The 18,784-nt window shown below is 62.7% G+C and carries 18 protein-coding genes and 1 pseudogene; 5 read left to right on the forward strand and 14 right to left on the reverse strand.

The genetic code is table 11. The features are described from left to right. Positions 1-198: 198 nt before the first annotated feature. The 4 genes and pseudogenes from pqqD to QCE73_RS20420 form a co-directional block, all read right to left on the reverse strand. Positions 199-480: a pyrroloquinoline quinone biosynthesis peptide chaperone PqqD gene (gene pqqD / locus QCE73_RS20405; RefSeq protein WP_238290901.1), complete on the reverse strand. Its 282-nt coding sequence runs from the start codon at positions 478-480 to the stop codon at positions 199-201. Between the two features lie 65 nt (positions 481-545). Next, on the reverse strand, positions 546-620 hold the full coding sequence (gene pqqA, locus QCE73_RS20410; RefSeq protein WP_008347847.1) for a pyrroloquinoline quinone precursor peptide PqqA: 75 nt from the start codon (positions 618-620) through the stop codon (positions 546-548). 206 nt (positions 621-826) lie between these two features. Beyond that, positions 827-1,990, reverse strand: a pseudogene (locus QCE73_RS20415) (sigma-54-dependent Fis family transcriptional regulator); the annotation flags it as partial. A 17-nt stretch (positions 1,991-2,007) separates the two neighbouring features. Next, positions 2,008-3,951, reverse strand: a complete 1,944-nt coding sequence (locus QCE73_RS20420; RefSeq protein ID WP_309884174.1) for a sigma-54-dependent Fis family transcriptional regulator — start codon at positions 3,949-3,951, stop codon at positions 2,008-2,010. Between the two features lie 348 nt (positions 3,952-4,299). Here QCE73_RS20420 and QCE73_RS20425 point away from each other — a divergent pair, with 348 nt between their 5' ends. Continuing rightward, positions 4,300-4,494: a hypothetical protein gene (locus QCE73_RS20425; protein ID WP_035505713.1), complete on the forward strand. Its 195-nt coding sequence runs from the start codon at positions 4,300-4,302 to the stop codon at positions 4,492-4,494. A gap of 108 nt (positions 4,495-4,602) precedes the next feature. Here QCE73_RS20425 and QCE73_RS20430 read toward each other — a convergent pair whose 3' ends face one another. The 5 genes from QCE73_RS20430 to QCE73_RS20450 all read right to left on the reverse strand — a co-directional run bounded on the left by QCE73_RS20430 (position 4,603) and on the right by QCE73_RS20450 (position 10,935). Further along, positions 4,603-5,247: a LysE family transporter gene (locus QCE73_RS20430; RefSeq protein WP_309883307.1), complete on the reverse strand. Its 645-nt coding sequence runs from the start codon at positions 5,245-5,247 to the stop codon at positions 4,603-4,605. 110 nt (positions 5,248-5,357) lie between these two features. Next, positions 5,358-6,881 (reverse strand): diguanylate cyclase, encoded by a 1,524-nt coding sequence (locus QCE73_RS20435; RefSeq protein ID WP_404989804.1) that lies wholly within the window; start codon positions 6,879-6,881, stop codon positions 5,358-5,360. Between the two features lie 324 nt (positions 6,882-7,205). Then, positions 7,206-8,045: a hypothetical protein gene (locus QCE73_RS20440; protein WP_309883309.1), complete on the reverse strand. Its 840-nt coding sequence runs from the start codon at positions 8,043-8,045 to the stop codon at positions 7,206-7,208. A 109-nt stretch (positions 8,046-8,154) separates the two neighbouring features. Further along, the gene (locus tag QCE73_RS20445) at positions 8,155-9,912 is read right to left on the reverse strand and encodes an IlvD/Edd family dehydratase (protein ID WP_309883310.1); all 1,758 of its coding nucleotides are present in this window, start codon (positions 9,910-9,912) and stop codon (positions 8,155-8,157) included. Positions 9,913-10,059: 147 nt separating this feature from the next. Next, on the reverse strand, positions 10,060-10,935 hold the full coding sequence (locus QCE73_RS20450; protein ID WP_309883311.1) for a LysR family transcriptional regulator: 876 nt from the start codon (positions 10,933-10,935) through the stop codon (positions 10,060-10,062). A gap of 108 nt (positions 10,936-11,043) precedes the next feature. Here QCE73_RS20450 and QCE73_RS20455 point away from each other — a divergent pair, with 108 nt between their 5' ends. Continuing rightward, the gene (locus QCE73_RS20455) at positions 11,044-12,168 is read left to right on the forward strand and encodes a mandelate racemase/muconate lactonizing enzyme family protein (protein ID WP_309883312.1); all 1,125 of its coding nucleotides are present in this window, start codon (positions 11,044-11,046) and stop codon (positions 12,166-12,168) included. 2 nt (positions 12,169-12,170) lie between these two features. Here the strand turns inward: QCE73_RS20455 and QCE73_RS20460 are convergent, their stop codons facing one another. Then, positions 12,171-13,001, reverse strand: a complete 831-nt coding sequence (locus QCE73_RS20460; RefSeq protein ID WP_309883313.1) for a siderophore-interacting protein — start codon at positions 12,999-13,001, stop codon at positions 12,171-12,173. Positions 13,002-13,017: 16 nt separating this feature from the next. After that, complete coding sequence (locus QCE73_RS20465; protein WP_404989794.1) at positions 13,018-13,749, reverse strand: PadR family transcriptional regulator; 732 nt, start codon at positions 13,747-13,749, stop codon at positions 13,018-13,020. Positions 13,750-13,897: 148 nt separating this feature from the next. On the opposite strand from QCE73_RS20465, the gene QCE73_RS20470 reads away from it, so the two are divergent. From QCE73_RS20470 to QCE73_RS20480, 3 genes are all read left to right on the forward strand, one after another. After that, the gene (locus QCE73_RS20470) at positions 13,898-14,479 is read left to right on the forward strand and encodes a flavin reductase family protein (protein ID WP_309883314.1); all 582 of its coding nucleotides are present in this window, start codon (positions 13,898-13,900) and stop codon (positions 14,477-14,479) included. Positions 14,480-14,801: 322 nt separating this feature from the next. After that, entirely contained in the window at positions 14,802-15,407 is a 606-nt protein-coding gene (locus QCE73_RS20475) for a hypothetical protein (protein ID WP_309883315.1), read from the forward strand. Between the two features lie 96 nt (positions 15,408-15,503). Then, a complete protein-coding gene (locus QCE73_RS20480) occupies positions 15,504-16,298 on the forward strand; it encodes a class I SAM-dependent methyltransferase (RefSeq protein WP_309883316.1) in 795 nt (264 codons plus the stop codon). Here QCE73_RS20480 and QCE73_RS20485 read toward each other — a convergent pair. The 3 genes from QCE73_RS20485 to QCE73_RS20495 are packed head-to-tail and all read right to left on the reverse strand — an operon-like array spanning position 16,271 to position 18,734. Further along, positions 16,271-16,738 (reverse strand): hotdog family protein, encoded by a 468-nt coding sequence (locus QCE73_RS20485; RefSeq protein WP_309883317.1) that lies wholly within the window; start codon positions 16,736-16,738, stop codon positions 16,271-16,273. The two genes, QCE73_RS20480 and QCE73_RS20485, sit on opposite strands and share 28 nt — an antisense overlap. Next, positions 16,735-17,532 carry a beta-ketoacyl synthase chain length factor gene (locus QCE73_RS20490; RefSeq protein WP_309883318.1) on the reverse strand — a complete coding sequence of 266 codons (798 nt, stop codon included), beginning with the start codon at positions 17,530-17,532 and terminating at the stop codon, positions 16,735-16,737. Before QCE73_RS20490 ends, QCE73_RS20485 begins: the two co-directional genes overlap by 4 nt. After that, a complete protein-coding gene (locus QCE73_RS20495) occupies positions 17,529-18,734 on the reverse strand; it encodes a beta-ketoacyl-[acyl-carrier-protein] synthase family protein (protein WP_309883319.1) in 1,206 nt (401 codons plus the stop codon). The genes QCE73_RS20490 and QCE73_RS20495 overlap by 4 nt, the downstream gene beginning before the upstream one ends. Positions 18,735-18,784 lie beyond the last annotated feature (50 nt).

Consider the following 18,784-nt stretch of genomic DNA (forward strand, 5'->3'; position numbering starts at 1 on the left):
TCGATAGCGATGCGAAACGGTTGCGGCATCTTCAAGGCAAGTCATATGCCATTGACCATTCACGCACGCGAGTGCCTTGCTGCATGCGGATCTCATGCACGAGCACTGCGCGCGAGGGCGCATGTGGCATTGATGCGTGGGTGTTGCATCGTGGAGCAGTGGGACGTTTGACGTGTTGCCCGATGTGACAACGCGAGTTCAGCAGAGCCAGCCGAGACGTCGCGCTTCATCGATGAAGCGATACACGTCGACTGCAAGCCCCTCCATGCCGAAGCGCACTTCGAGCTCGCCGATGATGTCGTCGAGTTCGCGCGTGCCATCACAGCGCGCGAGTATTTCGCCGGCGCTGCGATTGAGTTCGACGCTGCCGCTCGGATGCACGATTTCGCACGTGCTCATGTCCGCATGCCAATGCAGCTTCAGAGGCGCACGCAGACGCGGGCGCGTGGGTGCGCCCGCATGCGCGGTCGTTGGGTTCATGTGGGACGGAGAAAGAAGGGTGCAGGCCCGGGTGCGATGCAACCCGGGCTTGCATCATCGAAGCATCAGCGTGTGGCGATATACATCGTGATCTCGAAGCCGAAGCGAAGATCGGTGAAGGCGGGTGTCGTCCATTGCATGTTCATCTCCTTGGGTGATGTTCGAGTTGGATCGCGAAGCGTTCGCAATCGGACGTCGAAAATGCAAGCTCTATGCCTTCGATGAAAAGACAGTGCATGTGCACGCTTCTGCCTTTCAGTTCAATTTCGAAGATGCGCGGCCGATGTGCCGCGCTGTGCCTCTTCGTGACAGGGGTGTATCGAAGTGGAACACCGCATGGAACAGCTCATTGCTCCATCGGTGAACAAGCGGGCATCTTGCGATAGATCGTGTTGCGCGAAACGCCGAGCGAGCGCGCGGCGGCGGATACGTTTCCACGATGTCGCGCGAGCGCGGCCGCAATCACGGATGCCGTGACTTCCTGTAGCCGTCCCGAAGCGAGCGTCGATGAAGGGTACGCTTCAGACATGTTTTGTACATTGCCGAGGGGCTCGTCGAAGAAGTCCTCCGGAAGATGTTCCCGACGAATGCAGCCATCGTCGTCCACCATCGCGGCCGCGGTGCGCAGCAGATTGCACAGTTGCCGGAAGTTGCCGGGCCACGCGTAACGCTCGAAGAGCGTCATCACTTCATCGTCGATGGACAGGCGCATTCCGCACGCTTCGTCGGCGCTCACGGCCTGCAGCATCTTCGTGATCACGGTCGCGAGGTCGGTGCGCTCGCGCAATGGCGGCAGCTTGACGACGAGTCCATTCAAGCGATAGTACAAGTCTTCGCGAAAGCTGTTCTGCTCGATCATCTCTCGCAAGTTGCGGTGCGTCGCGCAGATGATGGCCACGTCGACCGGTATCGACTTGCTGGAACCGAGTGGATCGACGACGCGCTCCTGCAGCACACGCAGCAGGCGCACTTGCAATGGATAGGGCATGTCGCCGATTTCATCGAGAAACAGCGTGCCGCCATTCGCCTGCAGCAGCTTGCCGGCCGCGCCCTTGCGTCGTGCGCCGGTGAACGCGCCTTCCTCATAACCGAAGAGTTCCGATTCGATCAGGTTCTCCGGAATCGATGCGCAGTTCACCGCGACGAATGGCCCCGCGCGACGCGGAGAATCGCTGTGAATCGCCTGCGCGAGCAACTCCTTGCCGGTGCCGGTCTCGCCGGTGACGAGTATCGGTATGTCCTTGCCGATGACCTTGCGTACCTTGCCGATCACCGCAGCCACTCTGGGATCGCCCGTATCGAGCGATGCGAGTTTCGATGACGCATCGATCGCAACGGATACGCGCGGCGCGGGTTTGTTCGCGACGGACGAGGACGTCATTCCGGCGATCGGGGCGCGGTTCAGGCGCACGCGTGCGCACACGACGGCGCCGTTGTTCAGGTCGAGGGGAATATGCGGCGCGCGGCTCGCTTGCGAACGATCGATCAGTTGCGCGCTCGTCAGTCCGAAACACCGCATGGAACAGCTCATTGCTCCATCGGTGAACAAGCGGGCATCTTGCGATAGATCGTGTTGCGCGAAACGCCGAGCGAGCGCGCGGCGGCGGATACGTTTCCACGATGTCGCGCGAGCGCGGCCGCAATCACGGATGCCGTGACTTCCTGTAGCCGTCCCGAAGCGAGCGTCGATGAAGGGTACGCTTCAGACATGTTTTGTACATTGCCGAGGGGCTCGTCGAAGAAGTCCTCCGGAAGATGTTCCCGACGAATGCAGCCATCGTCGTCCACCATCGCGGCCGCGGTGCGCAGCAGATTGCACAGTTGCCGGAAGTTGCCGGGCCACGCGTAACGCTCGAAGAGCGTCATCACTTCATCGTCGATGGACAGGCGCATTCCGCACGCTTCGTCGGCGCTCACGGCCTGCAGCATCTTCGTGATCACGGTCGCGAGGTCGGTGCGCTCGCGCAATGGCGGCAGCTTGACGACGAGTCCATTCAAGCGATAGTACAAGTCTTCGCGAAAGCTGTTCTGCTCGATCATCTCTCGCAAGTTGCGGTGCGTCGCGCAGATGATGGCCACGTCGACCGGTATCGACTTGCTGGAACCGAGTGGATCGACGACGCGCTCCTGCAGCACACGCAGCAGGCGCACTTGCAATGGATAGGGCATGTCGCCGATTTCATCGAGAAACAGCGTGCCGCCATTCGCCTGCAGCAGCTTGCCGGCCGCGCCCTTGCGTCGTGCGCCGGTGAACGCGCCTTCCTCATAACCGAAGAGTTCCGATTCGATCAGGTTCTCCGGAATCGATGCGCAGTTCACCGCGACGAATGGCCCCGCGCGACGCGGAGAATCGCTGTGAATCGCCTGCGCGAGCAACTCCTTGCCGGTGCCGGTCTCGCCGGTGACGAGTATCGGTATGTCCTTGCCGATGACCTTGCGTACCTTGCCGATCACCGCAGCCACTCTGGGATCGCCCGTATCGAGCGATGCGAGTTTCGATGACGCATCGATCGCAACGGATACGCGCGGCGCGGGTTTGTTCGCGACGGACGAGGACGTCATTCCGGCGATCGGGGCGCGGTTCAGGCGCACGCGTGCGCACACGACGGCGCCGTTGTTCAGGTCGAGGGGAATATGCGGCGCGCGGCTCGCTTGCGAACGATCGATCAGTTGCGCGCTCGTCAGTCCGAAGAGCGATGAAAGCGTGTGCGCGCGCAACGCCGAAAGCGGCAGGCCGAACTGAAACTGCGCACTGCGGTTGGCGGAGAGAAAGCGGCCATCGCAGGTGAAGGCCATGATGCCCTCCATCAGCGTGCCGAGAAATTCGGGGCGGCTATGGAACGCGATCTGCAGCATGCCCTGAAAAGTGCTGGAAAACAGATGGTTTTCGATCATCTGCACCGACATGCGCGCGAGCGCCATTGTGTGGCGATGGTAGCTTCGATGATCGCCGGTGACGTCCAGCACGCCGATCAGATCGCCATAAGGATCGAGGATCGGCACGCTCGAGCACGTCAGAAAGCGATTGGCCGCGAGATAGTGCTGATCGCCATGCACGACGGTCGGGGAGCATTCAGCGATCGCAGTGCCGATCGCATTGGTGCCTTGTCGTTCCTCGGCCCAGTTCGCGCCGGCTATGAGCGCGACCTTTTCGGCGCGTGCCAGGAAGTCGTCGTCGCCGGTGGAATGGAGAATGAGGCCTTGAGCGTCGGTCAACACGATCATGCTCTGCGTGTTGACGATTTGTTCACGCAGCGTTTCCATCACCGGCGTCGCGTGTGCGCATAGCACGCGGTTTTGTTCGAGCTTGAGCAGCAAGTCGCCATCGGTGAGCACGTCGTAATCGGGACGAGTCGATTCGTTCAGGCCGAATGTCTCCGACCGCTCATGCGCCTTGCGGATCGACGGGATCAGCCAGCCGCTCTCTCGCTCATCGTGGGTCGCCGCGATCTCGCGGACATCTTCTTGCATCATCTCCTCCTTGTGCAAGTTCCGGTCGTATCGCCGGTTGCGTGAGCGCGGATAAAAGCAAGTCCTGAGCCAAAGGCCACGAGTGACGTTTGTGTTGGCGAAACGAAAGGATGTGAGATGTCGCCATGATGCAGACAGTGCCGCGCTTCGTGTGTTGGCCAGCATCTGACTTGTCGGCCGATGGTTGACGCGGGTTTGCATGTCACAAGCCCACGGCATAAGGCGCCGCAGGCTTTGAAGGCTTATGCCCGAGCGTTGGCATACAGAATGCAAAAGACTGAAGCGAGCGCCTCTACGCTCGATTCGATTCTAATCAACTCCCGCTTACGCACCGCAAGGAGAAACGCCATGGCGAACCTGAAGCTCGACGATCTGCAACATGCCCAGAAACTGTCCTCTGCCGAGATGTCCCGGATCGTCGGAGGCGACAAGAAAGAGCCAGCCGGCAAGCCGACTCATATCGACGCTCAAAGCGGCGTGCTGACATTCAAGGACGGATCACAGTGGACGATGGACCTCAACGGCAAGCTGCATCCGCTGTGATGCGGGAGCATCGCTCCCGCCATTGAGAAGGCCGGACGCGCCTCGCGGCGCGTCCGGCCTTTTGTCTTTTGCCTTCTGTGTTTTGCCTTATGTCTTTTGCATGCGGAATTACAGACCGGTTCTGCCCGCGGTGAGTATGAGCCGCAGGCCGAGCATGGCGATCACGCTCGCAGCAATGCGATCGATCCACTTCCTCGTGCGCAGATACATCTCGCGCGGACGCTTGCTGGAGAAACCCAGAGCGACGACGGTGTACCACCCCGTCTCGATCGCGAAGACCATCGGCGGCAGCACGAAGTAGCACCACAGCGGAGGATGTTGCGGCAGAAGCGCCGCGAAGATGCTGCCGTACCAGATGGCAGTTTTTGGATTGCTCAGTTGCGTCGTGAGGCCGAGCCAGAACGATTTGCGCGCGCTCGTCGTGAGCGTCGGCGCGTCGTCTTGTGTCGGCATCTGCATGGGCTTCGCGGCGCCGCGCCAGATCTTCGACGCGATGTAGATCAGATACAGCCCGCCCGCGATCTTCAGCGCGATGTAGAGCCACTCGACGGCGACGAGCAACGTATAAAGCCCCGCGAGCGCGATGCCGCCAAAGAAGATGCCGCCAACGCCCATGCCGAGCGCGGTCGCGAGACCATCGGCGCGCGATATGCCGATCGAGTTGCGGGCCACGATCACGAAACTCGGGCCGGGAATCATCGCGCCCAGGAGCAGCGAGAACAGAATCGCGAATACGGCGGTGGATGCAGTCATCGGATTGTCTCCTTCTGTTCTGAATTCGCTCGAATGTGGTTTGCATGCGGCATACATAACGCACGATTGCATTCACGATGCATCATACGCGCGATGTTGCGGGTGTCGCTCTACGTATCGCCGCCAGCAACGCTGTCTTCGTGGATCGCGCGATTGCGTCCGGTGCGTTTGGCGAGATAGAGCGCGGAGTCGGCACTATTGAGCAGCTTGAGCGCGTCTTCGATCTGACGCGGCGAGGCGGTCGCGATGCCGATGCTGATCGTCAGCACGCGCCTGGGCGCGGCGCTGTTGGCGATGGCGAGTTGTTCGACTCTCTCACGAAGGCGCTCGGCGAACGTGAGCGCGCCGCTCGCCTCTGCGCCCGGCAGCACGACCACGAATTCCTCGCCGCCGTAGCGCGCAACGATATCGCCGGGCCGCTTCGCGGAATTCTGTATGCAATCAGCCACCGCGACGAGCGCATCGTCGCCCATCGCGTGGCCGTAGGTGTCGTTATAGAGCTTGAAGTAGTCGACGTCGACGAACAAAGCGGATAGCGGTTGATCGGCGCGGCGGGCACGTCGCCATTCTTCGTCGAGCCGGCGATCCAGCGCGCGGCGGTTGCACAGGCCGGTGAGCGAATCGGTACCTGCGAGCCGTTGCAGCTTCTCTTGCGCGATCGCCCGCGACCGCAGCGAGATTGCGAGCAGCCAGGAGATGACGATAAATCCGCCGCCGAACATCATGGTCAATCCGCCGATGACGATGCTGCGCTCGCGCCACGCAGCGAGCACTTCATCCTCGGCGGGCGCGACCGCCGCGATAAGCTGGGTGCCCGGCACATGCTGGAAGGTATAGAGCCGCCGCACGCCGTCGATTGGCGATCGCGAGAGATACGAACCGGACGACGCGTTCTGCATCGCAGCGAAGGTCGGCGACCGGGCGACGTATCCGGTGCCGTCAGAGGGCAATGCAGGCTTGCGGGCGATCATCACGCCGTCCTGCTGCACGATGAACACCGAGCCCGACTTGCCGACGCTCACGCGCGAAAGCAGGTTCTTGAAATAGGCGACGTTCAGCGCGATCACGGCGACGCCTGCGAACGAGCCATCCGGTGCATCGATGCGCCTGCTCAACGCGAGCGAGGTCGTACCTTTGCGCAGCCGGGATATGTACGGTCCGGAAATGAAGAGGCCGACGTCGGGATGCTCGGCGTGAACCTTGAAGTAGTCGCGGTCGTCGAAGAGCAGGTCGGAGTGCTCTGAAGGCTCGCGTTCAACGACGATGCGTCCTTCGCGATTCATCACGAACGCGCCGCCGATAAAGTTCGTGCCGGTGGCGCCGTCGAAGAGGACGAGCTTGCGCAGATCGGGAGGCAGCGCCATCACGGCGGGATTTTGCGTGCCGCTGACGATGGTACGCAACGACAGATCGCTCGATTCGACATTGCGTGCGATATCGGCGCTCAACGTGGCGACGAGATTGGCCGCTGCCTGATGGGCGTTTTGCAGCGCCTGCGCGCGTCCCTGCCATAGCGCGGCAAACGACAATACGGCCATGGAAATGGCGATGGCTGTGCCGATGAGTCCGGCGAGCGCCGGAAAGCGCGAAAACGCATCGGCGAAGCGCATCGCGGCGGTGCTGTTGCGTCGCATCAGCCGGCGACTGACCATGCGTCCGGTCTTGCGAACCGCATTCAATCTGGCGGGCATTCAGTTTCTCCGCGTGACGCCATTTCCGCACGACCCGGCACGACATCGTGTGCGGCGCGATCACGCCTTGCGTCGGAAAGCCCCTGTTTTCAGGGGCTTATTCGTATATGACGCGCATCTGATGAATAGTCCCGCGCGTGTTCGCACACCGATTGTAGTCGTTCCGACCGCATTGGTTTCGCACGGGCGTCCGGGAATCGAGCGACGTTGCCGGTGATGGTAGACGAGGTTGTCTACGTCATCGCATTCGAAAGATCGAAAGTCAGCCTATTTCACGAGGTGCAGCCGCTTCGTGATGATCGTGCCTTCCTTCCGATCGATGAGCCACGCAGCGTCGACCCTTCCATTCAATGTCGATGTCCTGCGCGTGATGTCGGTGGGTTCTTCGTCGGTCGGCGCGCTGTGCTCGACATCATCGGTCAGATAGGGCGGCGCGAGCGAGCAGATGAGCACGATCGCGAAGTCGCCACTGCCATGCTCGTGATCGAAACTCGGGAGCATGATCCGACCGTTGACTGTCGTTTTGATGCCGTTTTCCGGCTTCAACTGAATGACGTCGAAGTTCTGAACGAATCCCTTCGCCTTGGCCTCGGGCGCGACGACGAGCTTACGGCCGCTTTGTCCCTTCACCGTCTGCTTGAGCAGAATCGCGTCGGGGCTTTCGGGCGCCGCGAGCGAGACGTTCACCGAAAGCACTTTCTTCTTCGACAGGTAGCGCACCCCGTACGAAACCGGAATGACGAACGTGAATGTGCGATCGGTCTGCTCGCGAGTTTGACTCGCGCCCGCAGCCGCGGAGGCGCCTTGCTCCGTTTTTCGAAATGGACGCGACAGAAATGCCCGGACGCGGTTCGTGATTGAGACCGGCTGTCCTGGGGCAGGGTGACCTGCGAGCGCGTCGCGGACGTGCTCGGGATCGTCGCCGGTGAAGTCCGGGGCAAGCGCATCCGCGGACATGATGCCTTGCATCGATGCACCGCTCGCGGCTTCGACAGCACTCGCCGTATGGCCCGCGCGCGGCGCGGCCGCGAAAGCGCATATCGGTCCGAACGACAACGCGCAGGTCACGCACAGCGCTGCGCCATGTCCACGTTTCAATAAAAGCACCTGCCGCTCCTGGCGCATCGGCCGGTCACGATGAAGTGGCTATCTTAAAGCGAAGCGCGCGGATCGGCATGTTGCATGCGTGATATTGAATTCATCAATCCGCGCACCATCATCGCCGAGGAATCACACCACGCGTCGTCGTTGCGCGCAGGAAATCGAAATCGACGCCCTTGTCCGCTTGCGTCACCGTGTCATAGAACAGCTTTTGATAACCGCGATCCGCGCTCGGCACGCTAACCGGTGATGCGTTTGCGCGCGCGGCGAGTTCTTCATCGCTGACGAGCAGACTGATCTCGCGCTTCGATACGCTCAGGCGAATGCGATCGCCGGTTCGAACGTGCGCGAGCGGCCCGCCCACCGCAGATTCAGGCGTCACATGCAGAACGATGGTGCCGAATGCGGTGCCGCTCATGCGCCCATCGGAGATGCGCACGATATCCTTCACGCCCTTCACCGCGAGCTTGCGCGGAATCGGGATATAGCCGGCTTCCGGCATGCCCGGTGCGCCTTTGGGGCCGATGTTCTTCAGCACGAGAATATCGTCGGGTGTGACGTCGAGATCGTCGGAATCGATGCGCGCCGCGAGATCCGCGCCATTCTCGAACACGACCGCGCGGCCTTCATGCTCCATCAACTCGGCATTAGCCGCCGATTGCTTGATGATCGCGCCACCTGGCGCGAGGTTGCCTTCGAGCACCGCGATGCCACCTTGCGGATAGATCGGCTTGTCGAAGGCACGCACGACGTCCTGCTCGAATGCCGGACCCGCCGCTTCGATTTCTTCGCCGAGCGTGCGCCCGGTTACCGTCAATGTATTCAGGTTCAGGAGCGGTTTCAATTCGCGTAATAACGTGGCCATGCCGCCGGCCTTATGGAAGTCCTCCATGTAATGCGACCCGGACGGCTTCAGATCGACGAGCACGGGCGTCTCGCGTCCCATGCGATCGAGTGCCTTCAGATCGACGTCATAGCCCATGCGTCCGGCGATCGCGGTGAGATGCACGATACCGTTTGTCGAGCCGCCGATCGCGAGCAGCACACGCATCGCGTTTTCGAATGCTTCGTTCGTGAGGATCTTGTCGATGGTGAGGTTATCGCGCGCCATCTGCACCGCTTGCGTGCCCGTGAGTTCGGCGATGCGCATGCGATCCGACGTGACCGCGGGCGGCGATGCGCCGCCGGGCATCGTCATGCCGAGCGCTTCGGCGATACATGCCATCGTGCTCGCCGTGCCCATCACGGAACAAGTGCCCACGCTCGCGACGAGTTGATTGTTCACGGCCGCGATTTCCGCTTCGTCGATTTCTTCTGCACGAAAACGGCCCCAGTAGCGGCGGCAATCGGTGCATGCGCCGACACGCTCACCGCGATGCGCGCCCGTCAGCATCGAACCCGTGATGAGTTGAATCGCAGGAATGCCGGCCGATGCTGCGCCCATCAGTTGCGCGGGCACGGTCTTGTCGCATCCGCCGATCAACACGACCGCGTCCATCGGCTGGGCGCGGATCATTTCTTCCGTGTCGATCGACATCAGATTGCGCAAGTACATGCTCGTCGGTTGCGAGAACGATTCGGCGATCGATATCGTCGGAAAATCCATCGGCAAGCCGCCGGCCAGCATCACGCCGCGCTTTACCGCTTCGATCAGTTGCGGTGCATTGCCGTGACACGGGTTATATGCGCTGCCCGTGTTGACGATGCCGATCACCGGGCGATCGAGCGCACTGTCGGTATAACCCGCGCCCTTGATGAACGCTTTGCGCAGGAACAGCGAGAAGCCGTTGTCTCCATAGCTCGTCAACGATTTACGCAGACCCTTCGGTTGCACGGGTTCTTCGCCGGGTTTTTTCTTGAACGTATCGGTCATGGTCGCACTACCGTTTGATGAGCGTTGAATGTATCCGTGTTTCGATTATCGCGGCTTTACGCGAGCTTTGAGCGCGTGTGGCGCTTCCTTCAAACCATAGAAATATTTGTTTCCGGAAGCAACCGGCGCTGATGGTTCATCGCGTTTTCAATTCCGTCCGACAGACTCGGCGGCAGCAAGAAACGCTTGCACGAGGCGCAGTCGCGCGGAAGATCGTCCCCACAGCAAACCGACGAGACGCTTCGGTGCGGCATGCGGCAACGCCCACTTCTTCAACGATAGTCCGCCCGATTCGTGCGACGCCCAATCCGGTATCAGCGATACGCCAAGGCCGCGATCGACCAGCGTCGCGATAGCGGCGAGGCCATCCAGCTCGCAACGTTGATGCGGCTTGATGCCATGTTGCCGCAGATAAGCATCCGCAAGCTGTCCGCCGACGACATTGCGGTCATAACGCACGAACGGCTCGGTTTGCAGCGTGGCATGCACATCGGTAACGTGCATCGAAGCGGGTGTCAGAAGAACCAGCGCTTCCTTTCTGAACGTATGCCAGTCGCAACTCTTCGGCAGATTGAAAAGCGGCTGCGCAATCACGGCGGCGTCGAGATCGCCGCTCGTCACCTTGCGATAGAGGTCGAGCGACGTGCCTGGCTCCAGATAAAAGTCCATCTGCGGATGACGATTCAGCAGCACCGCGAGCGCATCGGGGATGAGGCCCGCCATCATCGTCGCCATGCCGCCGAGACGTAATTGACCGCCCAGTTGTTCCGTATTGTCGATGTCCGCGCGCAGGTCGCGGATATCGTGCAGCACGGCTCGCGCACGCGCCAGAATGCGCTCGCCAGCCTCCGTCGCGCCGACTGTGCGGCCCGAGCGGCGCACTAGCGTCGTGCCGAGTTCGGCTTCCAGCATCTTCACCCGTTGAGCGACGGCGGCCGGCGTGAGATCGAGTCTGCGCGCCGCTTCGGCAATGGAGCCGAGTTCGACGACGAACACGAAACTCTGCAGATAGCGCGAGTCCATCGATAAAAATATTTGGGTTTGAAGAAGCCAAAGGATACTTCCTCTTGCGCATGCGTGCCATCAAACTGATTGCAATCGCAATGACCTAAAAATCACGGAGACGAAGTTATGCCCATCATCGAATCGATTGCGGTTTGCGCGGCCGCGGTGCCGCTCGATCGCGTCACGTCGTTTTCCACTCGCACCGTTTCGACGCGTCACTATGGTCTCGTCAAGGTCCGCTCGACGGACGGCGTCGAAGGCATCGGCTTTTGCTATATCGGCAGCGCGGCGGGCGAGTTGCTGACGGTGGCGGTCGAGCAATTGCTCGCGCCGGTGTTGATCGGCAAGGACTCGTATGCTGTCGAAGGACTGTGGCAGGCGATGTACGACGAAGCGCTTCTGCAAGGTCGCGCGGGCACCGTGATGCGCGCGCTGAGCATTCTCGATATCGCGCTCTGGGATCTGAACGCGCGCACGCACGAACTGGCGCTGCACAAGTATCTCGGCGCACATCGGCTCGACACGGTGCCCGCTTATGCGAGCGGCGGTTATTACCTGGAAGGCAAGACGCCGGAGATGCTCGGCGAGGAAATGGCGAGCTATGTCGAGAAGGGTTTTCGCGCAGTGAAGATGAAGGGCGGAAGACTCTCGCCGCAGGAAGAGGAACGTCGTGTGAAAGCGGCGCGTGAAGCAGTGGGGCCGGACGTCGAACTCATGATCGACATGAACAATGGCTGGACCGATATCACGCAGGCGCTGCAACACGTGAGGCGCTTCGAGCAATACGATCCGTACTTCATCGAAGAGCCTTTCTCTCCCGACGATGTCGACAATCACGCGCGTCTCGCCAAAGCCACGCGCATTCCGATCGCAACCGGTGAAATCGGCTATGGCCGCTGGTATCACAAGGAACTGCTCGACAAGGGCGCGGCAGCGATTCTGCAAACTGATGCGGCGGTGTGCGGCGGTATTACCGAATGGCGCAAGATCGCGGCGACGGCTGCGAGCCATGGCGTCGTGATGTGCCCGCACTGGTTTCACGATCTGCATGCGCCGCTCGTCGCCGCGACGCCGAATGCGCGCTATGTCGAATTCTTCTGGGACGATCAGGTGCTGAACTTCCGCAGGCTGATCGACCGGCAGTTATCGCATCGCGATGGCCGCGTGAAGCTGCACGATGCGCCCGGTCTCGGCTTCTCGTTCGACGAGAAAGAAGTCGCGAAGTATGCCCGATGGAAGCGCATCGCCTGAGATCAGCCGTCGATCGTCTCGTGCACGCCTTGTTCGCCGCGCTTCCAGTAAGCGGATGCGCGAATGCGCTTCTTGTCGACGCCGCGTTCATCGCATAGCAGCTTGCGGACCGCGCGCATCAGCGTGGCTTCGCCCGCAGCCCACACATAGCCTTCGCCATCGGGCACATAGGTTTCGCGCAAGGCGAGCAGCAGCGCACCGCCGGGATGCTCGCTCTCGTTGCGATAGCGCCATTGCGCATAGAGATCCGCGCGCGTATCGAATTCGATGCGCGCGGATTGATCGGCGACTTCGATCAGCGTCGCGACGCGCGTGCCTTCGGGCAGTTCTTCCAGCCGCCGCGCGATGGCAGGCAGCGCGGTTTCATCGCCGATCATCAGATGCCAGTCGAACTGCGTCGGAATCACGAACGATCCACGCGGTCCGCCGATGCCGAGATACTGACCCGGCGCGGCTTGCGCGGCCCATGCCGTCGCGGGGCCGGCTTCATGCAATGCGAATTCGATATCGAGCTCGCGCGCTTCACGGTCGAAGCGACGTGGCGTGAAATCGCGCGCGATGGGACGCGGCTTCGAAGGATCGAACGTGGGGCCATCGGGACCGGCTTGCGGGATCGCGGGCATCGCCTCGCCGGGCTGCGGGAAGAACAGCTTCACGTGATCGTCGAATGAGGCGCTGACGAAATCTTCGAGCGAGTCGCCCGTGAAGGTCACGCGCACGAGATACGGATTGAGCGCCTCTACGCGCGTGACTTGCACCAGGCGAAACTTGAGCGGGTGGCGTACGCGCGTGACTTCGAGATCGGGCCGGTCTTGCAGAATGGAATCTGTCATCGTGTATGGCTCCTTCTTACGCCTGTTTCGGCGCGGGGTTCTGTTCGATTTCGGCCGTCGCGCGCGCAAGGATCGCGGCGATGCGGCGTTGCTCGTCCTGCGATGCGTCGGTGCGCAAGAGCAGCGCTTTCTTTAGCGCACGGCGCGCGGCAATCAGTTCGGGCGCCCAGCCGCTGTCGGCGGCGGTGTCATCGACTTCCTCGCCCATATAGGCGCGGCGGACGAGATCCATTTTGCGTGCGAAATGCGTGAGTTTCGCGAGCATGATGTCCACGCGCTCGCGGTTCGACGCGAGATAGTCGCGGCCCGCATCCGAGAGCGCGTAGCGCTTGCGATTGCCTTCCAGTTCGACGGTCGCATAGCCCAGCTCTTCCAGATACGTGAGCGCCGGATAGACCATGCCGGGACTCGGCGCGTAAAAACCGTTCGAGCGGTCTTCCAGCGCCTTGATGAGTTCATAGCCATGACGCGGCGCTTCGGCGAGCATCGCGAGCAGCAGCAGTTGCAGATCGTCGGACGAGAACTTGCGGCCGCGCGGCATGCCGTCTTCGCCGCCGAATCCACCCATGCCGCCCATGCCACCGGGACCGCCGCCGAAGCGGCCGCCGCCACCATGCCGATGACGGCCGATCATGCCCCAGCGTTCGAAGACCGAGCGCTCGGCCCACTCGGGGGCGTCGAAGGGGAAAGCAAATCCGAATGCGCGGAAACCGGCTTCACGCGCGCGCTGAAAGCAACGAGATTTCATAGGAACACTCCAGATGTGTCGTAAAACATATCTAAAGATATATATCGTAAGAGCGTCTGTCAAGCACGATTCGCAGGGCGCGGGACGGCGGCACGCATTTTGAACACCGCATACAATCACGCGAATTGTCCTTTGCATCCATAAAACCATGAGCCACTTTCGTCCTGTCAGGCTGGAGCACGCCAGCCGTCTCATCAATCACGGTCCGACCGTCCTCGTCACCAGCGTGCACGGCGGACGCCGCAACGTGATGGCCGCCGCCTGGTCGATGCCGGTGGAGTTCACGCCGCCGCGTATCGCCGTCGTGATCGACAAGCGCACCTATACGCGCGAACTGGCTGCCGCGAGCGGCACGTTCGGCCTCATCGTGCCGGGCGCGGCGATGATCGATCTCGCTTACGCGGTCGGCACGACGAGCGGGCGCGAGGTCGACAAGTTCGAAGCCTTCGGCATCGAGACCGTCGAAGGTCCGGTGCTCGGCCTGCCGCTCATCGAGACGAACTGCGCGGCGTGGCTCGAATGCAAGCTCATCGACGAGAAGCACACGGAAGACGCCTACGACACCTGTTTCGCGGAAGTCGTCGCGGCCGCCGCCGACGAGCGTGTGTTCGTCGATGGGCACTGGTTCATCGACGAGTCGAATCAGCCGCTGCACACGATTCACCATCTGGGCGCGGGCAAGTTCGTGCGCGCATCGTCGATGGAACAAGCAAAGCCGCTCACGCGCTGACACTCATCCGCTTCGGCCCGCACACAAGGGCTAAAGATTTCCCGCTTCCCCGTCGATAAAGAGACGTCGACCGCGAAAGACCGAAAGGCTATTCGCGGCGGCGCTTTTTGAGCGCGCGATCCGTCATTCGAATTCGGACGCGGGCGATAGATGGGCGAGGACAGGTCCCATAAGGTCTGCTGCGGCGCGCCACCACACGGCGCGCGGCAGAGCGACCGCACCGGCGACCGCTCGCACCGTCAGGGGAATGGGGTGAGGTATGAAACAGCGTTTTTCGGTTGTGCGGTTCCTGGTTTATCTCGTCGGCTTCACGAGTCTCCTCATGCTGAGACTCTTCGTTTCGCCGAACGGGCAGGGCGGCATTCTCGCGTTCGTCGCTAGTGTGGCGGCGATCGCGGCGGGATACATGGTGTATTACGTGTCGTCGGAAGGCTATCTGCGCAATCTGATGAGCGGCGTCGTGGTCTATCTCGCGCTCGCGGCCGTGGTGGCCGCATGTCCGCCGTTCGTGCTTGCGCTGGCGTTCTGGTCGGTCACGGGGCTCCTTAAGCAGCGGCGCGCGCTGCTCGTTCACGCGATGTCGAGCATCGTGCTCTTCGTTCTGATTTTCCCGATGCCGCTCGCGCAACGTATCGGCATGCCCGAACTGGCGGGCGCGCCCGCGGGCATCGCCTATATGGGATTCGCGCTTGCGTGGTCCGCGTGGGCGTCACGCAGCCCGCTGAAACTCGGTCTCTTCAAGTTCGCGACGATGCTGCTCGCGGTGCCGCTCATCGCCTCGTTCGTCGCACTGGTGGGCGGCGGCATGATCAGCCGCCCGGAGCGGCGCGTGCGCAACTCGCTGATGCGCGCGCGCAAGGCGATGACGCTGGCGTTGCCCGCGCCGGAGGTCGCCGTGCCGCGAGAGGTCGTCGTCGAAATGCGCTGATTTCGCGCACGCGGGCGAGGGTGACGTCATCGATCTCCCTGTGATAAAAACGTGCCACGGCGGCTTGCAGGCACACGAATAGTCACAGGAGACGCGATGACTTCCCCCCGGCGCGACGAGATCGACGAAATCAACGCAATCGACACGATCGACCAGAAAGCCCCGCACGAGCCGCTCACCTCCTACTATTCCGACGAGCCTGCCAGGCGTCTCTGGCTGCGCGGCATCTTCGATCGCACCGCCTCTGATTACGACGCCATCGAGCGCGCGATGGCCTTCGGCTCCGGCTCGTGGTATCGCAACCGCGCGTTGCGTTCGGCGGGTCTCTCGCGCGGCATGCGCGTGCTCGACGTCGGCATGGGCACGGGGCTCGTCACGAAGGAAGCGGTCGCGATCACGGGCGATCCGGCGCTCGTCACGGGCGTCGATCCGAGCCCGGGCATGGTCGGCGAGGCGCATCTGCCGAAGGGCGTAGAGACGCGCATCGGCACCGCGGAAAATCTGCCGTGCGACAGCGCCGCGTACGACTTCCTCAGCATGGGTTTCGCGCTGCGCCACGTGAGCGATCTCGCGAAAGCCTTCGATGAATACTTCCGTGTACTCGCGCCCGGCGGACGGCTCTGCGTGCTGGAGATCACGCGGCCCGCGCATGGCATGGGCGTCGCGGCATTGAAGTTCTATATGCGCGGCGTCGTGCCGATGATCGCCCGCATCGTCGGAAAGAAAGGGGAAAGCGTCGAACTGATGCGCTACTACTGGGACACGATCGAGGCCTGCGTGCCGCCCGACACCGTGATCGCCGCCATCGAACGCGCCGGCTTCGCGAACGTGCGCCGCGATGTCGAGCTCGGCATCTTCTCCGCTTATTGCGCGACGAAACCGGCGGCCTGAGCCGCGTCTAGAATCACGGCGGCGCGTCCGCTCAGCAGCAATCTTCCCGCGCAGTGAATGGTGAAGCGGTATAGCACGGTGACATCGTCGCCGCCCATGCGCTCGGCTTCGATATCGAGCGGGGCGGCGAGCGTGTCGAGACGATCGACGTGCATCTGAACGCCACGCACGCTCGTCAGCATGCCGACGCGTGGACGTGGGCTTTCCTCGCCGACGAGCGCGCCATGCACCGCCATCGCCTGCGCGGCGTATTCGATGCCGCACACCGACGCGAGCCGGCCTTTCGACCGCAGCGGGTTGTCCGGGCGAAGATGGCTCGTCGCTTCGCAGCGGATGCGTTGCGCATCCCACGCGACGACGGCATCCAGCAGACACATCGCGCCGCCATGCGGAATGCGCGCGGCGATCCAGTCGCGATCGAGCATTTGCGCAGCCGTCATGACGGGTCGATATCCACGGCGACGCGGGTGCCATCGAGATAATCGAGCACGACATTCGATGCTTTCCCGCACGCCAGCGCTTCGAGCAGCGGCAACGCGCGCGCGGCGGGATTCGACAGGCGCAGCGCTTCGAAATCGGCATCGGCGAAGGTGAACGCGTTCGCATCGGTGAGATGCACGTCGATGCGCGCGAGCGTGCGCTCGCTCTTTTGCGGCGCGAGCACCAGCGCGACGCCGAACGCATCCGCGATCGGGCGAACGTGGTGCAACGGCTCCGGATATTCCGTGTCATACGCGACGAGCAGCGTCGCGGCGCCATCGACGCTCACTTGCGCGAGGCTTTCCAGCAGACCCGCCGCGAAGCTGCCGTCATACGCGCACAGCACATTCGATGCGGCCATCGCGCGTGTCGCGATGCTCCAGTAGCCTGCGGGCGCGTTGTGGACGGAGTTATGGAAGCGCGTCGGCGAGATTTGCGGATCGTCGCTCGCGAGGGTTTCGCAGATCGCATGAAAATTCCCGCCATCGCCGCCGGATGCCGCGAACACGGCGGCGAGCGTCGCGGCATCGCGGCCGCTTTGCGCGACGGCTTCGTGCGCAGCCGCGAGCGCCGCGCGCACGACCGGCCCGGTGCGGCGGCGTTCGGCGGAAGGCAGACCGGCGGGCGCGGGCAGCACGGTCTGCGCGGCTGTCCGCGAGGCGCGCCGCGCGAGCACGTCGGCGGTGTGAGGCCAGCCGGCGAGTCCTGGCCCGATCACGCCGACGCCTTCGATAAAGCCACGCAATGGAGTCATGCCGGGCCCGCTCCCTTGCGTCCGAACACGAGACTGCAATTCGTCCCGCCGAAGCCGAACGAGTTGGACAGCACCGCGCGCAACGGCGCGCCGCGCGATGCGAGCACATAGTCGAGGCCGAGCGCGGGGTCCGGCTCGCTCGTGTTGGCGCCCGCCGGGATCATCTGATGCCGCAACGCGAGCGCGGCGATCACCGCTTCGAGCGCGCCCGCCGCGCCTAGCGTATGACCCGTCGCGCCCTTGGTCGAACTGCACGGCACGCGGTCGAACAGGCTCGTGAGCGCGCGGCTTTCGGCGGCGTCGTTACTGGGCGTCGCCGTGCCGTGCAGATTGACGTAGCCGATATCGCCCGCGTCGAGTCCAGCGCTCGCGAGCGCCTGCTGCATCGCCATGCGCGCGCCGAGTCCTTCGGGATGCGGCGACGACATGTGATACGCATCGCTCGATTCGCCGATGCCGAGCAGACGGATCGCGTCGTCATCGGCGTGGCTGGCCGAGTCGCGTTCGAGCACCGCGAACGCCGCCGCCTCGCCGATCGAAATGCCGTTGCGCTTCACGTCGAACGGTTTGCACGGCCCCGGCGCGAGCAGTTCGAGCGAGTTGAAGCCGTAGAGCGTGGTGAGACAGAGCGTATCGACGCCGCCCACCACGGCCGCATCGATCAGACCGGTTTCCAGCATGCGCCGTGCGGACCCGAACACCTTCGCCCCCGACGAACACGCCGACGACACCGACACCGCCGGTCCGCGCAACCCGAAGTACGCGCGCACGAAACCGGCGAGCGAATAGGGATTGTGCGTGGTCGCGTAGTTGAAGTCGGCGGGCAGCGCGCCGGTTTGAGCATCGCGCCGCTGATAGGCGAGTTCGGTTTCCAGAATGCCCGCCGTGCTCGTGCCCATGAACACGCCGACGCGTTGCGCGCCATGACGCCCGATCGCCTCGCGCACGCGCTCGTCGAAGCCGTCCTGCGTCATCGCCAGTTGCGCGAGGCGGTTGTTGCGGCAGTCGAATTCGGCGAAATCGGCGCGTACCGGCGCGTCCTCGATGCCGGCGACGCGGCCCGTGAACGTGTGCAGCGCGGCGCCTTCGAAGTCGCACGGCGCGAGTCCGCTGCGCGCCGCCGAGAGCGCGTCGAGCGTCGCGTCGAGGCCGCGGCCCGCGCAGCTCGTGGCGGTGAAATGCGTAAGCAGAAGAGGGTTCACTACGGGCTAGATTCCCAAAGTCCGATGGCGTTCGAATACGATGAATTGTA

It is taken from the genome of Caballeronia sp. LZ029, from assembly GCF_031451275.1.
GTDB lineage: Bacteria > Pseudomonadota > Gammaproteobacteria > Burkholderiales > Burkholderiaceae > Caballeronia > Caballeronia jiangsuensis.

Bases quoted from the DNA above. Each gene is read 5' to 3' on its own strand.
- QCE73_RS20430 (WP_309883307.1), bottom strand. From the start codon at position 5,247: ATGACTGCATCCACCGCCGTATTCGCGATTCTGTTCTCGCTGCTCCTG.
- QCE73_RS20460 (WP_309883313.1), bottom strand. From the start codon at position 13,001: ATGACAGATTCCATTCTGCAAGACCGGCCCGATCTCGAAGTCACGCGC.
- QCE73_RS20450 (WP_309883311.1), bottom strand. From the start codon at position 10,935: ATGGACTCGCGCTATCTGCAGAGTTTCGTGTTCGTCGTCGAACTCGGC.
- QCE73_RS20480 (WP_309883316.1), top strand. From the start codon at position 15,504: ATGACTTCCCCCCGGCGCGACGAGATCGACGAAATCAACGCAATCGAC.
- QCE73_RS20465 (WP_404989794.1), bottom strand. From the start codon at position 13,749: ATGAAATCTCGTTGCTTTCAGCGCGCGCGTGAAGCCGGTTTCCGCGCA.
- QCE73_RS20485 (WP_309883317.1), bottom strand. From the start codon at position 16,738: ATGACGGCTGCGCAAATGCTCGATCGCGACTGGATCGCCGCGCGCATT.
- QCE73_RS20470 (WP_309883314.1), top strand. From the start codon at position 13,898: ATGAGCCACTTTCGTCCTGTCAGGCTGGAGCACGCCAGCCGTCTCATC.
- QCE73_RS20425 (WP_035505713.1), top strand. From the start codon at position 4,300: ATGGCGAACCTGAAGCTCGACGATCTGCAACATGCCCAGAAACTGTCC.
- QCE73_RS20475 (WP_309883315.1), top strand. From the start codon at position 14,802: ATGCTGAGACTCTTCGTTTCGCCGAACGGGCAGGGCGGCATTCTCGCG.
- pqqD (WP_238290901.1), bottom strand. From the start codon at position 480: ATGAACCCAACGACCGCGCATGCGGGCGCACCCACGCGCCCGCGTCTG.
- QCE73_RS20435 (WP_404989804.1), bottom strand. From the start codon at position 6,881: ATGCGACGCAACAGCACCGCCGCGATGCGCTTCGCCGATGCGTTTTCG.
- QCE73_RS20490 (WP_309883318.1), bottom strand. From the start codon at position 17,532: ATGACTCCATTGCGTGGCTTTATCGAAGGCGTCGGCGTGATCGGGCCA.
- QCE73_RS20445 (WP_309883310.1), bottom strand. From the start codon at position 9,912: ATGACCGATACGTTCAAGAAAAAACCCGGCGAAGAACCCGTGCAACCG.
- QCE73_RS20455 (WP_309883312.1), top strand. From the start codon at position 11,044: ATGCCCATCATCGAATCGATTGCGGTTTGCGCGGCCGCGGTGCCGCTC.
- QCE73_RS20420 (WP_309884174.1), bottom strand. From the start codon at position 3,951: ATGCAAGAAGATGTCCGCGAGATCGCGGCGACCCACGATGAGCGAGAG.